Source organism: Enterobacter cloacae complex sp. OE43NF (assembly GCF_023544405.1).
Taxonomy (GTDB): Bacteria; Pseudomonadota; Gammaproteobacteria; order Enterobacterales; family Enterobacteriaceae; genus Enterobacter; species Enterobacter cloacae.
The window spans coordinates 37,030-50,730 of record NZ_JAMJFW010000017.1 but is presented as its reverse complement, the minus strand read 5'-3'; the positions used below and the strand labels follow the sequence as shown (position 1 = coordinate 50,730).

Annotated in this window: 9 protein-coding genes; 6 read left to right on the top strand and 3 right to left on the bottom strand. The window is 56.5% G+C overall.

Annotated features, from left to right (window positions below; translation table 11 throughout):
• Nucleotides 1-123: 123 nt before the first annotated feature.
• Nucleotides 124-1,530, top strand: coding sequence for a YchO/YchP family invasin (locus M8370_RS10360; RefSeq protein ID WP_044158289.1), 1,407 nt, complete (start codon nt 124-126; stop codon nt 1,528-1,530).
• 3 nt (nt 1,531-1,533) lie between these two features.
• Here the strand turns inward: M8370_RS10360 and narL are convergent, their stop codons facing one another.
• Nucleotides 1,534-2,184: a two-component system response regulator NarL gene (narL, locus tag M8370_RS10355; RefSeq protein WP_003856701.1), complete on the bottom strand. Its 651-nt coding sequence runs from the start codon at nt 2,182-2,184 to the stop codon at nt 1,534-1,536.
• Entirely contained in the window at nt 2,177-3,973 is a 1,797-nt protein-coding gene (narX, locus tag M8370_RS10350; protein WP_013096254.1) for a nitrate/nitrite two-component system sensor histidine kinase NarX, read from the bottom strand. The genes narL and narX overlap by 8 nt, the downstream gene beginning before the upstream one ends.
• Before the next feature lie 309 nt (nt 3,974-4,282).
• On the opposite strand from narX, the gene M8370_RS10345 reads away from it, so the two are divergent.
• From M8370_RS10345 to narI, 5 genes are all read left to right on the top strand, one after another.
• Complete coding sequence (locus M8370_RS10345) at nt 4,283-5,680, top strand: NarK family nitrate/nitrite MFS transporter (protein ID WP_013096255.1); 1,398 nt, start codon at nt 4,283-4,285, stop codon at nt 5,678-5,680.
• 381 nt (nt 5,681-6,061) lie between these two features.
• Complete coding sequence (locus M8370_RS10340; protein ID WP_048972378.1) at nt 6,062-9,805, top strand: nitrate reductase subunit alpha; 3,744 nt, start codon at nt 6,062-6,064, stop codon at nt 9,803-9,805.
• Nucleotides 9,802-11,337 (top strand): nitrate reductase subunit beta, encoded by a 1,536-nt coding sequence (gene narH, locus M8370_RS10335; RefSeq protein ID WP_013096257.1) that lies wholly within the window; start codon nt 9,802-9,804, stop codon nt 11,335-11,337. The genes M8370_RS10340 and narH overlap by 4 nt, the downstream gene beginning before the upstream one ends.
• Nucleotides 11,334-12,044: a nitrate reductase molybdenum cofactor assembly chaperone gene (gene narJ / locus M8370_RS10330; protein WP_250020914.1), complete on the top strand. Its 711-nt coding sequence runs from the start codon at nt 11,334-11,336 to the stop codon at nt 12,042-12,044. Before narH ends, narJ begins: the two co-directional genes overlap by 4 nt.
• Complete coding sequence (gene narI / locus M8370_RS10325; protein WP_013096259.1) at nt 12,044-12,721, top strand: respiratory nitrate reductase subunit gamma; 678 nt, start codon at nt 12,044-12,046, stop codon at nt 12,719-12,721. The genes narJ and narI overlap by 1 nt, the downstream gene beginning before the upstream one ends.
• On the opposite strand, the gene M8370_RS10320 is transcribed toward narI, so the two are convergent.
• Nucleotides 12,718-13,614, bottom strand: coding sequence for a DMT family transporter (locus M8370_RS10320; RefSeq protein WP_250020945.1), 897 nt, complete (start codon nt 13,612-13,614; stop codon nt 12,718-12,720). The two genes, narI and M8370_RS10320, sit on opposite strands and share 4 nt — an antisense overlap.
• Nucleotides 13,615-13,701: the final 87 nt, after the last annotated feature.

The following is a 13,701-nucleotide window of genomic DNA, read 5'->3' as shown; positions in this document are numbered from 1 at the left end:
CGGGTAAAGCGACAATAATGTTCAGGATATTCCTGAAATTTGCGCTAAGACTGCATTTCACAGCTTATCGCGTTAACATTAAAAGCGTTGCCTCATAAACACAGGTTCTTATTTACGACGTTGATGGCTGTATCGTCCCGCATTCGCTTTCTGTTATTACTCCCACTTCTTACGGCGGGTGCCGTTCACGGTGCCCCGAATTCCTTTATGCATCAGGCAGAAAACCCCTTTGATAACAACGGGGACAGTTTGCCCGATCTCGGCATGGCGACGCCAACAGACGAGGGGGAAAAGCACCTGGCCGAAATGGCAAAAGCCTTTGGCGAAGCCAGTATGACCGATAACGGCCTCACCACCGGCGAGCAGGCGCGTCAGTTCGCGTTTGGTAAGGTGCGTGACGCGGTGAGCGGCGAGGTGAATCAGCAGATTGAGTCCTGGCTCTCGCCCTGGGGCAACGCCAGCGTCAATTTACTGGTGGATGACGAGGGGAACTTTAACGGCAGCAGCGGGAGCTGGTTCATCCCCTGGAATGATAACAACCGTTACCTGAGCTGGAGCCAGCTGGGGCTGACGCAGCAGAGTGACGGCCTGGTGAGCAATGCCGGCATCGGTCAGCGCTGGGTTGCCGGAAAATGGCTGCTCGGCTACAACACCTTTTACGATAACCTGCTTGATGAAAACCTGCAGCGTGCCGGGCTGGGTGCGGAGGCGTGGGGCGAGAATCTGCGTCTGTCTGCCAATTACTATCAACCGCTGGCCAGCTGGCGCGAGAGTTCGGACGTGCAGGAGCAGCGCATGGCGCGTGGCTATGACGTGACCGCTAAAGCCTGGCTGCCGTGGTTTCATCATTTCAACACCAGCGTCAGCTTTGAGCAGTACTTTGGTGACAACGTTGACCTGTTCAACAGTGGAACCGGCTATCACAACCCGGTGGCGGTCAACCTGGGGCTTAACTATACGCCTGTTCCGCTGGTCACCCTGACGGCGGCGCATAAGCAGGGCGAGAGCGGTGCGAGTCAGAACAACCTCGGGCTTAAGCTCAACTACCGCTTCGGCGTGCCTCTTTCCAAGCAGCTTTCCGCCAGCGAAGTTGCCGCCACGCGCTCCCTGCGCGGCAGTCGCTATGATTCACCGGAGCGGGATAACCTGCCGGTAATGGAGTTCCGCCAGCGCAAAACGCTCTCCGTCTGGCTGGCGACCCCGCCGTGGGATCTGAAAGGGGGCGAGACCGTGATGCTCAAGCTTCAGGTACGCAGCACTCATGGTATTCGGCAGATCCACTGGCAGGGCGATACCCAGGCACTGAGCCTGACCGCACCGGCCAACACGCACAGCAGCGATGGCTGGAGTGTGATTATGCCTGCCTGGGATGACAGTGACGGGGCGAAGAACCGCTGGCACCTGTCGGCGGTGGTTGAAGATGAAAAAGGACAGCGCGTCTCATCCAATGAGATCACGCTTACCGTGGTTCAGCCGCTTGTCGCGTTACCTGACGACGACCCGCGCTGGAAGTTACTCCCGGATGAGTAATCCTCAGAAAATGCGTTCCTGATGCACCCACACGGCGGCTTCAACGCGGGATTTTAACTTCATCTTCTTCAGCATATGTTTCACATGCACCTTGACCGTGCTTTCGGTGATATCCAGACGACGGGCGATCATTTTGTTCGGCAGACCCTGGGCAATCAGCTTCAGAATATCGCGCTCGCGCGGGGTTAACTGGCTGACGTCGCGGTCGGAGGTGGCGCGGTTTGCCCGCAGGCTGGCGGCCAGCACCGGGGTTAACGCCTCGCTCAGTACCATTTCGCCTGCGGCAGCCTGTTGCAGGGCCTTGAGCAGATCTTCCGGCTCCATATCTTTCAGCAGGTAGCCGTCTGCACCGCGTTTTAACGCCGTGACGACATCTTCTTCATGGTTTGAGACGCTGAAGACCACCACGCGTCCCGACAGCGATTTTTCACGCAGTTTATCGAGCGTCTCCAGACCGTTCATGCCTGGCATGTTCAGATCGAGCAGGATCAAATCAGGATCAAGCGATTCGGCAAGTTCAATACCCTGTTCACCGTTGCTGGCTTCGCCAACCACGGTGATATCAGGTGCCATGCTGACCAGCTGTTTTACGCCAGTACGCAGCATCGGATGGTCGTCAATCAACAGGATGGATGCCGGTTCCTGATTAGTCATGGGTTTCTCCCTGGATAGTTGTGAGGGGTTTTTCGGGGATAAAGGTGACAACCACTTCTGTGCCACCTGTTTCTCGCCGACGAACCTGGCAATCACCGCGCAGGCTTTGGGCGCGGTCTCGCATGATAATTAAACCGTAATGGTTTGTCCGTTCGGCATTTTCCGGCACGCCGCGGCCGTTGTCATGAACCGTGAGCTTCACCTGATTATCGTGCTGGCTAACGGTAACGGTGACCGCCGTCGCGTCAGCGTGTTTTAGCACGTTGCTCAGCGCTTCGCGGGCGATCTGCAGTAAATGAATGGCCTGATGAGAAGGCACAAAACGAGGCGGCAACTGGTAATCGAGCTTCACCGGGAACCCCAGTCGGGCGCTAAATTCCTGGCAGCTTGCTTCCAGCGCCGGGCGCAGGCCGGGCTCGGTGAGCTGCAGGCGGAAGGTGGTCAGCAGTTCGCGAAGCTGTACCCAGGAGGTGTTCAGCTCGTTGCGGATCTGGCTCAGCAGCGCTTTGTTGCTTTCCGGCATTTCTGCGGCCTGCATTTGCAGACAGCTGACCTGCATTTTCATACAGGAGAGCGACTGGGCGATAGAGTCGTGGAGTTCGCGGGCGATGGTGGCGCGCTCTTCCATCACGATCAGCTGCTGCTGCTTCTCCTGATGGCGGTCTAGGGCCAGCGTGGCCGTCAGCTGTTCAACCAGCGTATCCACCAGTTGCTGCTGGTCGTGGCTCAGATGACGCCCGGCGGGCAGGGTCGCCAGCAGAATACCGTACTGGGTGTGGCTGTCTGTCAGCCGCCATTTTAGCGTCGTGCCGCTGGTGGTCAGCGGCGGTAAGCCTCGTGGGCACAGGTGGCAGCCTTTGTCATCGCAGGTCATATCTGACTGACAGGTAAACTCCTGGTGATTTTCTTCATCTTCCATGTCGTACACCCGAAGCTCCAGGTCGTGCAGCAGGGTCAGATTCTGCAGGCCATTCAGGACCGGGGAGAGACGTTCGCACAGCGGCACCTGCATATGCAGGCGGCGATTAGCCTGCCACAGGAACGAGAGGATCTCGTTTTTCTGCTCCAGCCCCGCTGTTTTCTCCTGTACGCGTTTTTCCAGCACCGCATAACTCTCGGCGAGTTCATCTGACATGGTGTTGAGCGCCTGGCCCAGCATCGCCATTTCGTTACGTCCGCTGATGTGGGTGCGCTGGGTAAAATCCCGGGCAGTCACCGCGCGGGCCATCGCCAGCAGTTGCTTCCAGGGATTCAGCAGCCGGGCGCGCAGCCAGACAATGGTGAAAATCAGCAGCAGCCCCATAAACAGCGCCATCGCCCGGTGGATCATCACCACCCGGTCGATGCGTAATTCGGTGGTTTGATCGAAAGAGGAGACCAGGGTATCAATGCGGGAAACGAACCCGGCGACATCATGGGCAACGGTATCAGGATTTTTCGCCTGCTTTAACCCCGGCTCCAGCTGAGTGTGCCAGTAGCCCTGAAGGGCTTTAAGCTGGGATTCCTGACCGGCACGAATCGCGGCACTTTCCAGTTCGGTGCTGAAAGCGGTATGTTCCATATCGTCCAGCAGCTTCTGATCGTCCTGGGTTAACGGCACCGATGCAAGTAGACGATAACTCTGCATGCGTAGTGAGCCTGCCTCGTTGATGGCATGGGCATTACCCTGTACACCCTGTACCAGCCAGCCGGAAATCGCCATGCCGGTCACGCCGATGGCGGTGGACAGCAAAACGATCAGGGCGACCTGATTGACGAGTGTTAGCGGAGATAAACATCTTTTTAACATAGAGTTGCCGGGCTCCTGACGTGGCCTGCTTGCAGGAATGGCGTTATTCTGGTGCATACCCTGGAGTATACCCATACCAATAAAGGATTACCTCTAAATTGCCAATGGGGTAAGGCTCAGGGGGAGGAATGGACAGCGAGACGTCAGTCCTGTGAAAAACCACGTCTTTTTTACCGTTTTACTCTACTCACTAAGGATGATGGCTTTTTTTTCGCCGCAAATCCTCCCACTTTTCCTTTGATTTATATCAACTTACCGCCGCCCTAAAACCCTAATGTTTGCAGCATCATTCGAGAATCAGAGGTGTCTATGAGTCACACATCCGCTCCCGAAAGGGAAAATGGTGCCGTTATAACTGACTGGCGTCCGGAAGATCCGGCGTTCTGGCAGCAGCGCGGCCACCGTGTCGCAAGCCGAAATCTGTGGATTTCCGTTCCATGTTTATTGTTAGCGTTTTGCGTCTGGATGTTGTTCAGCGCGGTAGCGGTGAACCTGCCTAAGGTCGGATTTACCTTTACCACCGATCAGCTGTTTATGCTGACCGCGCTGCCGTCGCTGTCGGGAGCCTTGCTGCGCGTGCCTTACGCGTTCATGGTGCCGGTTTTTGGCGGCCGTCGCTGGACGGCGTTCAGTACCGGTATCATGATCGTGCCTTGCGTGTGGCTCGGTTTTGCGGTGCAGGACACCTCCACGCCGTTTAGCGTGTTCGTGATCATCTCTCTGCTCTGCGGTTTTGCGGGCGCAAACTTCGCGTCCAGCATGGCAAACATCAGCTTCTTCTTCCCGAAAGCGAAGCAGGGTGGTGCGCTGGGGATTAACGGCGGCCTGGGTAACATGGGCGTCAGCGTAATGCAGCTGATTGCACCGCTGGCGATCTCCGTCTCTATCTTCGCGGCGTTTGGCGGCGGTGGTGTGACGCAGGCAGATGGCTCTTCCCTCTATCTGCAAAACGCGGCCTGGATCTGGGTACCGTTCCTTGTGGTCTTTACCCTTGCGGCCTGGTTCTTTATGAATGACCTGTCTGCATCGAAGGCATCCCTGAGCGAGCAGTTGCCGGTGCTGAAGCGCGGCCACCTGTGGGTGATGGCGCTGCTCTATCTGGCGACCTTCGGCTCGTTCATTGGTTTCTCTGCGGGCTTTGCCATGCTGTCGAAAACCCAGTTCCCGGAGGTGCAAATTCTGCAGTTCGCCTTCTTCGGACCGTTTATTGGCGCGCTGGCGCGTTCGCTGGGCGGCATGGTCTCTGACCGTCTGGGCGGGACCCGCGTGACGCTGATTAACTTCGTTGTGATGGCTGTCTTCTGTGCGCTGCTGTTCCTGACCCTGCCAGCCGACGGACAGGGCGGTAACTTCATCGCCTTCTTCGGCGTGTTTATGGTGCTGTTCCTGACGGCCGGGCTGGGAAGTGCTTCTACCTTCCAGATGATCTCCGTCATCTTCCGTAAGCTGACCATGGACCGCGTGAAAGCGCAGGGCGGTAGCGAAGAGCAGGCCATGCGCGAAGCGGCAACGGATACGGCGGCAGCGCTGGGCTTTATCTCCGCGATTGGCGCTATCGGTGGCTTCTTTATTCCAAAAGCGTTCGGGATCTCGCTGGACCTGACCGGCTCCCCGGCAGGAGCAATGAAAGTATTCCTCGTTTTCTATATCGCCTGTGTCGCCATCACGTGGCTGGTATATGGCCGTAATTCCAAGAAAAATAAGTAAGTTTGATTATCCGTTTACGCGACCTTCGGGTCGCGTTTTTTTGTTTCCTTAGTAGTTACAACATACTATTGGCTTTTCTAACGTCCCGCCCGCAGGTAACTCTGTGATCGCCATCGCTTTTCAGCCGAGCCTACCCCTTAATACCCGAGATGTTAAAAACAGGCGGGCTTATTGTACGATAAATAAAAAATACCCTTTAAAATCATTTAGATATAAAAATAAAAATTCTACCGCTTTGGTGGTATTCGTTATAACACCTCACTTCATAGTCCCCCTCCGTCTTGATCGTTATCAATTCTCCCTCTCTTACAGGACGTTACCTTCGCTGCAAATCAGCAATGTCGATTTAGAGAGCCACAGGCTCCACACAGGAGATACCCGATGAGCAAATTTTTGGACCGGTTTCGCTACTTCAAACAGAAGGGTGAAACTTTTGCCGATGGGCACGGCCAGGTTCTGGATACCAACCGGGACTGGGAAGACGGTTACCGCCAGCGCTGGCAGCATGACAAAGTCGTCCGTTCAACCCACGGTGTAAACTGCACTGGCTCGTGTAGCTGGAAGATTTTCGTTAAAAACGGTCTGGTGACCTGGGAAATGCAGCAGACCGACTATCCGCGCACCCGCCCGGATATGCCGAACCATGAACCACGTGGCTGCCCGCGTGGTGCCAGCTACTCCTGGTATCTCTACAGTGCGAACCGTCTTAAATATCCTCTGATGCGCAAGCGCCTGATGAAAATGTGGCGTGAAGCCAAGGTGCAGCACAGCGATCCGGTAGAGGCGTGGGCATCCATCATCGAAGACGCCGACAAAGCGAAAAGCTTCAAGCAGGCGCGTGGCCGCGGTGGTTTTGTTCGCTCCTCCTGGAAAGAGGTGAATGAGCTAATTGCCGCCTCTAACGTCTATACCGTCAAAACTTACGGTCCTGACCGCGTGGCAGGCTTCTCGCCGATCCCGGCGATGTCGATGGTCTCTTACGCTTCTGGCGCGCGCTATCTTTCCCTGATTGGGGGAACCTGTCTGAGCTTCTACGACTGGTACTGCGACCTGCCGCCAGCGTCTCCACAGACCTGGGGTGAGCAGACCGACGTGCCAGAGTCCGCCGACTGGTATAACTCCAGCTACATTATCGCCTGGGGCTCAAACGTACCGCAGACCCGTACCCCGGATGCCCACTTCTTTACTGAAGTGCGTTACAAAGGCACCAAAACCGTTGCGGTGACCCCGGACTACGCCGAAATTGCCAAGCTGTGTGACCTGTGGCTGGCGCCTAAACAGGGTACTGACTCCGCGATGGCGCTGGCGATGGGCCACGTCATGCTGCGTGAATTCCACCTCGATAAACCAAGCCAGTACTTCACCGATTACGTGCGTCGTTATACCGACATGCCAATGCTGGTGATGCTGGAAGAGCGTGACGGCTACTACGCGGCAGGCCGTACGCTGCGTGCGGCGGATCTGGTGGACGCGCTTGGCCAGGAAAACAACCCTGAGTGGAAAACCGTCGCGTATAACAGCAACGGTGAGCTGGTGGTGCCAAACGGTTCAATCGGCTTCCGCTGGGGTGAGAAGGGCAAATGGAACCTTGAACAACGTAACGGTACAACCGGCGAAGAGACCGAGCTGCGCCTGAGCATGCTGGGCAGCCAGGATGAGATCGCAGAAGTGGGCTTCCCGTACTTCGGCGGCGAAGGTTCTGAGCACTTCAACAAGGTTGAGCTACAGAACGTCCTGATGCACAAACTGCCGGTGAAACGCCTGCAACTGGCCGACGGCTCTAGCGCCCTGGTGACCACCGTGTATGACCTGACGCTGGCCAACTACGGTCTGGAGCGCGGTCTGAACGATGAAAACTGCGCGACCAGCTATGACGATGTGAAGGCGTACACCCCAGCCTGGGCGGAGCAGATCACCGGCGTACCGCGTGCGCAGATCACCCGTATCGCCCGTGAATTCGCAGAAAACGCCGACAAAACCCATGGTCGTTCAATGATTATCGTTGGTGCCGGTCTGAACCACTGGTATCACCTCGATATGAACTACCGTGGCCTGATCAACATGCTGATCTTCTGCGGCTGTGTCGGTCAGAGCGGTGGCGGCTGGGCGCACTACGTGGGCCAGGAAAAACTGCGTCCGCAGACCGGCTGGCAGCCGCTGGCGTTTGCCCTTGACTGGCAGCGTCCGGCGCGTCACATGAACAGCACTTCCTACTTCTATAACCACTCCAGCCAGTGGCGCTATGAGACGGTTACCGCGCAGGAGCTGCTGTCGCCAATGGCAGATAAATCCCGCTACAGCGGTCATCTGATCGACTTTAACGTCCGCGCTGAACGCATGGGCTGGTTGCCGTCCGCGCCTCAGCTGGGCACTAACCCGCTGCGTATTGCGGAAGAGGCGAAGCAGGCAGGGATGTCGCCAGTGGATTACACCGTTAAGTCTCTGAAAGACGGTTCAATCCGTTTTGCGGCCGAGCAGCCGGAAAACGGTAAAAACCATCCGCGTAACCTGTTCATCTGGCGTTCCAACCTGCTGGGCTCGTCCGGTAAAGGCCACGAGTACATGCTGAAATACCTGCTCGGTACCGAAAACGGTATCCAGGGTAAAGATCTCGGCAAGCAGGGCGGCGTGAAGCCGGAAGAGGTGGAGTGGAAAGACAACGGTCTCGACGGCAAGCTGGATCTGGTGGTGACCCTCGACTTCCGTCTCTCCAGCACCTGCCTGTACTCCGATATCGTGCTGCCTACCGCTACCTGGTACGAAAAAGACGACATGAATACCTCGGATATGCATCCGTTTATTCATCCGCTGTCTGCGGCCGTTGACCCGGCGTGGGAATCAAAAAGCGACTGGGATATCTACAAAGACATCGCGAAGAAATTCTCTGAAGTCTGCGTAGGGCACCTGGGCAAAGAGACCGACGTGGTGACGCTGCCTATCCAGCACGACTCCGCCGCAGAACTGGCGCAGCCGCTGGACGTGAAGGACTGGAAAAAAGGTGAATGTGACCTGATCCCGGGCGTAACGGCACCGCACATTATTCCGGTGGAACGTGACTACCCGGCGACCTACGAGCGCTTTACCTCTATCGGCCCGCTGATGGAGAAAATCGGCAACGGCGGGAAAGGGATTGCCTGGAACACCCAGAGCGAAATGGATCTGCTGCGCAAGCTCAATTACACCAAAGCGAACGGTCCGGCCAAAGGCCAGCCGATGCTGAATACGGCGATTGATGCGGCAGAAATGATCCTGACCCTGGCACCGGAAACCAACGGCCAGGTTGCCGTGAAGGCCTGGAAAGCGCTGAGTGAATTCACCGGCCGGGACCATACGCATCTGGCGCTCAACAAAGAAGACGAAAAAATCCGCTTCCGCGATATTCAGGCGCAGCCGCGCAAAATTATCTCCAGCCCGACCTGGTCTGGCCTGGAAGATGAACATGTCTCTTATAACGCCGGGTATACCAACGTTCACGAGCTGATCCCATGGCGTACTCTGTCCGGTCGTCAGTCGCTGTATCAGGATCACCAGTGGATGCGTGACTTCGGTGAAAGCCTGCTGGTTTACCGTCCGCCAATCGACACCCGCTCCGTGAAAGCGGTGATGGGCGCGAAATCGAACGGCAACCCGGAGAAGGCGCTGAACTTCCTGACGCCGCACCAGAAGTGGGGGATCCACTCAACTTATAGCGACAACCTGCTGATGCTGACCTTGTCCCGCGGTGGTCCGATTGTGTGGATGAGTGAAGCGGACGCCAAAGATCTGGGTATTGAAGATAACGACTGGATCGAAGTGTTCAACAGCAACGGCGCCCTGACGGCGCGTGCGGTGGTGAGCCAGCGCGTACCGGCCGGGATGACCATGATGTACCACGCACAGGAACGTATCGTGAACCTGCCGGGTTCAGAGATCACCGAGCAGCGCGGCGGTATTCACAACTCCGTGACCCGTATTACGCCGAAGCCGACCCACATGATCGGTGGCTATGCACAGCTGGCCTACGGCTTTAACTACTACGGTACGGTAGGTTCTAACCGCGATGAGTTCGTGGTGGTACGTAAGATGAAAAATATTAACTGGTTAGATGGCGAAGGTAATGACCAGGTACAGGAGAGCGTAAAATGAAAATTCGTTCACAAGTCGGCATGGTGCTGAATCTGGATAAATGCATCGGCTGTCATACCTGCTCAGTCACCTGTAAGAACGTCTGGACCAGCCGTGAAGGGATGGAATACGCCTGGTTCAACAACGTGGAAAGCAAGCCGGGCACCGGCTTCCCGACCGACTGGGAAAACCAGGAGAAGTGGAAGGGCGGCTGGATCCGTAAAATCAACGGTAAACTGCAGCCGCGCATGGGTAACCGTGCGATGCTGCTGGGTAAAATCTTCGCCAACCCGCATCTGCCGGGTATCGAAGATTATTACGAACCGTTTGACTACGACTACCAGAACCTGCATAACGCGCCGGAAAGTAAGCACCAGCCGATCGCCCGTCCTCGCTCCCTGATCACCGGCCAGCGCATGGACAAAATTACCAGCGGTCCAAACTGGGAGGAGATTCTGGGCGGCGAGTTCGAAAAGCGCGCCAAAGACCAGAACTTCGAGAACATGCAGAAGGCGATGTACGGCCAGTTTGAAAACACCTTCATGATGTACCTGCCGCGTCTGTGTGAGCACTGCCTCAACCCGGCGTGCGTGGCGACCTGCCCGAGCGGTGCCATCTACAAGCGTGAAGAAGACGGCATCGTGCTGATCGACCAGGACAAGTGCCGCGGCTGGCGTATGTGCATCACCGGCTGCCCGTACAAAAAAATCTACTTCAACTGGAAGAGCGGTAAGTCTGAGAAGTGCATCTTCTGCTACCCACGTATCGAAGCCGGTATGCCGACCGTTTGCTCCGAGAGCTGCGTAGGCCGTATTCGTTACCTCGGCGTGCTGCTGTATGACGCGGACGCGATTGAAAATGCCGCGAGCACCGAGAACGAGAAAGATCTGTACCAGCGTCAGCTGGACGTGTTCCTTGACCCGAACGATCCGAAAGTGATTGAGCAGGCGCTGAAAGACGGCATTCCGCAGAGCGTAATCGACGCGGCGCAGCAGTCTCCGGTATACAAAATGGCGATGGACTGGAAGCTGGCTCTGCCACTGCACCCGGAATACCGCACGCTGCCGATGGTCTGGTACGTGCCGCCTCTGTCGCCGATTCAGTCAGCCGCGGATGCAGGCGAGCTGGGCAGCAACGGCATTCTGCCGGACGTGGAGAGCTTGCGTATCCCGGTTCAGTACCTGGCAAACCTGCTGACCGCAGGCGATACCCAGCCGGTACTGCTGGCGCTGAAACGTATGCTGGCGATGCGCCACTTCAAACGTGCGGAAACGGTGGACGGCGTGACCGACACCCGTGCGCTGGAAGAGGTCGGCCTGACCGAAGCGCAGGCCCAGGAGATGTACCGCTACCTGGCCATTGCCAACTATGAAGATCGTTTCGTGGTACCAAGCAGCCACCGTGAACTGGCCCGCGAAGCCTTCCCGGAGAAAAACGGTTGTGGCTTTAGCTTTGGCGACGGTTGCCACGGGTCTGACAGCAAATTCAACCTGTTCAACAGCCGCCGCATCGACGCCATGGATGTGACCAGCAAAACGGAGCCGCACCCATGATTGAACTCGTGATTATTTCGCGTCTGCTGGAGTACCCGGATGCTGCGCTGGCGCAGCATCAGCAGGAACTCTTTGATGCGCTCGCGTTCTCTGAAAACCTCGATAAAGAAGATGCCCAGACACTGGGCGTTTTCCTCCGCGACCTGTTAGCGCGCGATCTTCTCGATGCGCAGGCGGATTACAGCCAGCTGTTTGATCGCGGTCGCGCAACCTCGCTGCTGCTGTTTGAACACGTTCACGGGGAATCCCGCGATCGGGGGCAGGCGATGGTGGACCTGATGGCCCAGTACGAGCAGCACGGCCTGCAGCTCGACAGCCGCGAGCTGCCGGATCATCTGCCGCTGTACCTGGAGTATCTGGCGCAGTTGCCAAAAGAAGAGGCGCTGGGTGGTCTGCAGGACATCGCGCCGATTCTGGCGTTGCTCAGCGCCCGTCTTCAGCAGCGCGAGAGCCGCTATGCGGCGCTGTTTGGGGTGCTGGTGAAGCTGGCGAATACCTCGGTCGACAGTGAAAAAGTGGCGGAGAAAATTGCGGACGAAGCCCGCGACGACACGCCACAGGCGCTGGATGCAGTCTGGGAAGAAGAGCAGGTGAAATTCTTTGCTGACCAGAGCTGCGGCGAATCTGAAATTTCGGCTCACCAGCGTCGTTTTGCCGGCGCGGTTGCCCCGCAATATTTGAATATCTCTAACGGAGGACGGCACTAATGCACTTCCTGAATATGTTCTTCTTTGACATTTACCCGTATATCGCGGGCACCGTGTTCCTGGTGGGAAGCTGGCTGCGTTATGACTATGGCCAGTATACCTGGCGTGCTGCCTCCAGCCAGATGCTGGATCGTAAAGGGATGCACGTTGCGTCTAACCTGTTCCACATCGGTATTCTGGGGATTTTTGCCGGTCACTTCCTGGGAATGCTGACGCCACACTGGATGTATGAAGCGTGGCTGCCCATCGAAGTGAAGCAGAAGATGGCGATGATCGCCGGTGGCGCTTGCGGCGTGATGACCCTGGTGGGTGGTCTGCTGCTGCTGAAACGCCGTCTGTTCAGTCCGCGCGTGCGGGCTACCACTACCACGGCGGATATCCTGATCCTCTCTCTGCTGATGGTTCAGTGCGCACTGGGTCTGCTGACCATTCCATTCTCGGCGCAGCATATGGACGGCAGCGAAATGATGAAGCTGGTGGGATGGGCGCAGTCCGTAGTGACCTTCCACGGTGGTGCATCTGAACATCTGGACGGGGTGGCGTTTATCTTCCGCCTGCACCTGGTGTTGGGTATGACCCTGTTTGTGCTGTTCCCGTTCTCTCGTCTGGTGCACATCTGGAGCGCGCCGGTGGAGTACCTGACGCGCAAATACCAGATTGTGCGTGCCCGTCGCTAATTGGTCGTTTTGATACTAACCCCGCATTCGCGGGGTTTTTTTTCGCCCCAGCCCAGGTTATTGCCTGCCGCAGCAAACAGGATCAGCGCGCCGCCCGCCAGTTGGGTAATATCCAGCGAATGCCCGAAGACCACATTATCGACAACGATGGCTACTACCGGATAGATAAAGGACAGTGAACCGGTAATGGGCGTCGGAAGTTTTTGGATGGCGCTATACAACAGCTGATACATGATACCGGTATGGACAATGCCCTGCGTCAGTAAAATTGGCCACGGAAAATCAGCGGACAAGGCGGGCATACGGGTAAACGGCAGTAGCATTACCACGCCTGTCAGCACCTGAATAAACGCTATATGCTGTGGCGCGATGGATTTCAGTTTGCGGGCAATAATCGCCGTCAACGCATAGAAGAACGCCGCACCCAGTGCCAGACCGATCTCCGCGAGCCAGGCTGAGCCATGGGAACCGGACAGTTCGCCTGAGAGCAAAATTACCACCCCGCCGAAGGCAAGAAACAGCCAGCCCCATTTGACCAGACTGACGCGTTCGCCTAATAACATACCCATCATCATCAGCATAAAGGGCTGAGTGTTATAGACCACAGTGGAAAGGCCAATCGAAATACGTTCATAGGCAGCGAACAGCAGCAGCCAGTTCACCACTAATGCTACCCCGCCGAGAATAGCCAGCAGCAGAGAGGTACGGGTGAGGGGACTAAAGGGTTTTTGGCTCATTCGAATGAAAATGAACAGTGCGATTGCGCCGATCAGACAGCGCCAGAAAACCACTTCTGACACTGGCAGTCCGGAGAGTAAAACAAACGCGCCAATGGAGCCGGAAATTAACATCGCCAGGCTCATTTGCCAGACGCCTTTATGTAAGTCACGCATCATTCACCTCCTGGTTGATGACGCTATTGTCGAAAATTGCTGTCGGGTTTTACAGGGTTGAGATAAGGTTAAATACGCGAATGGCTT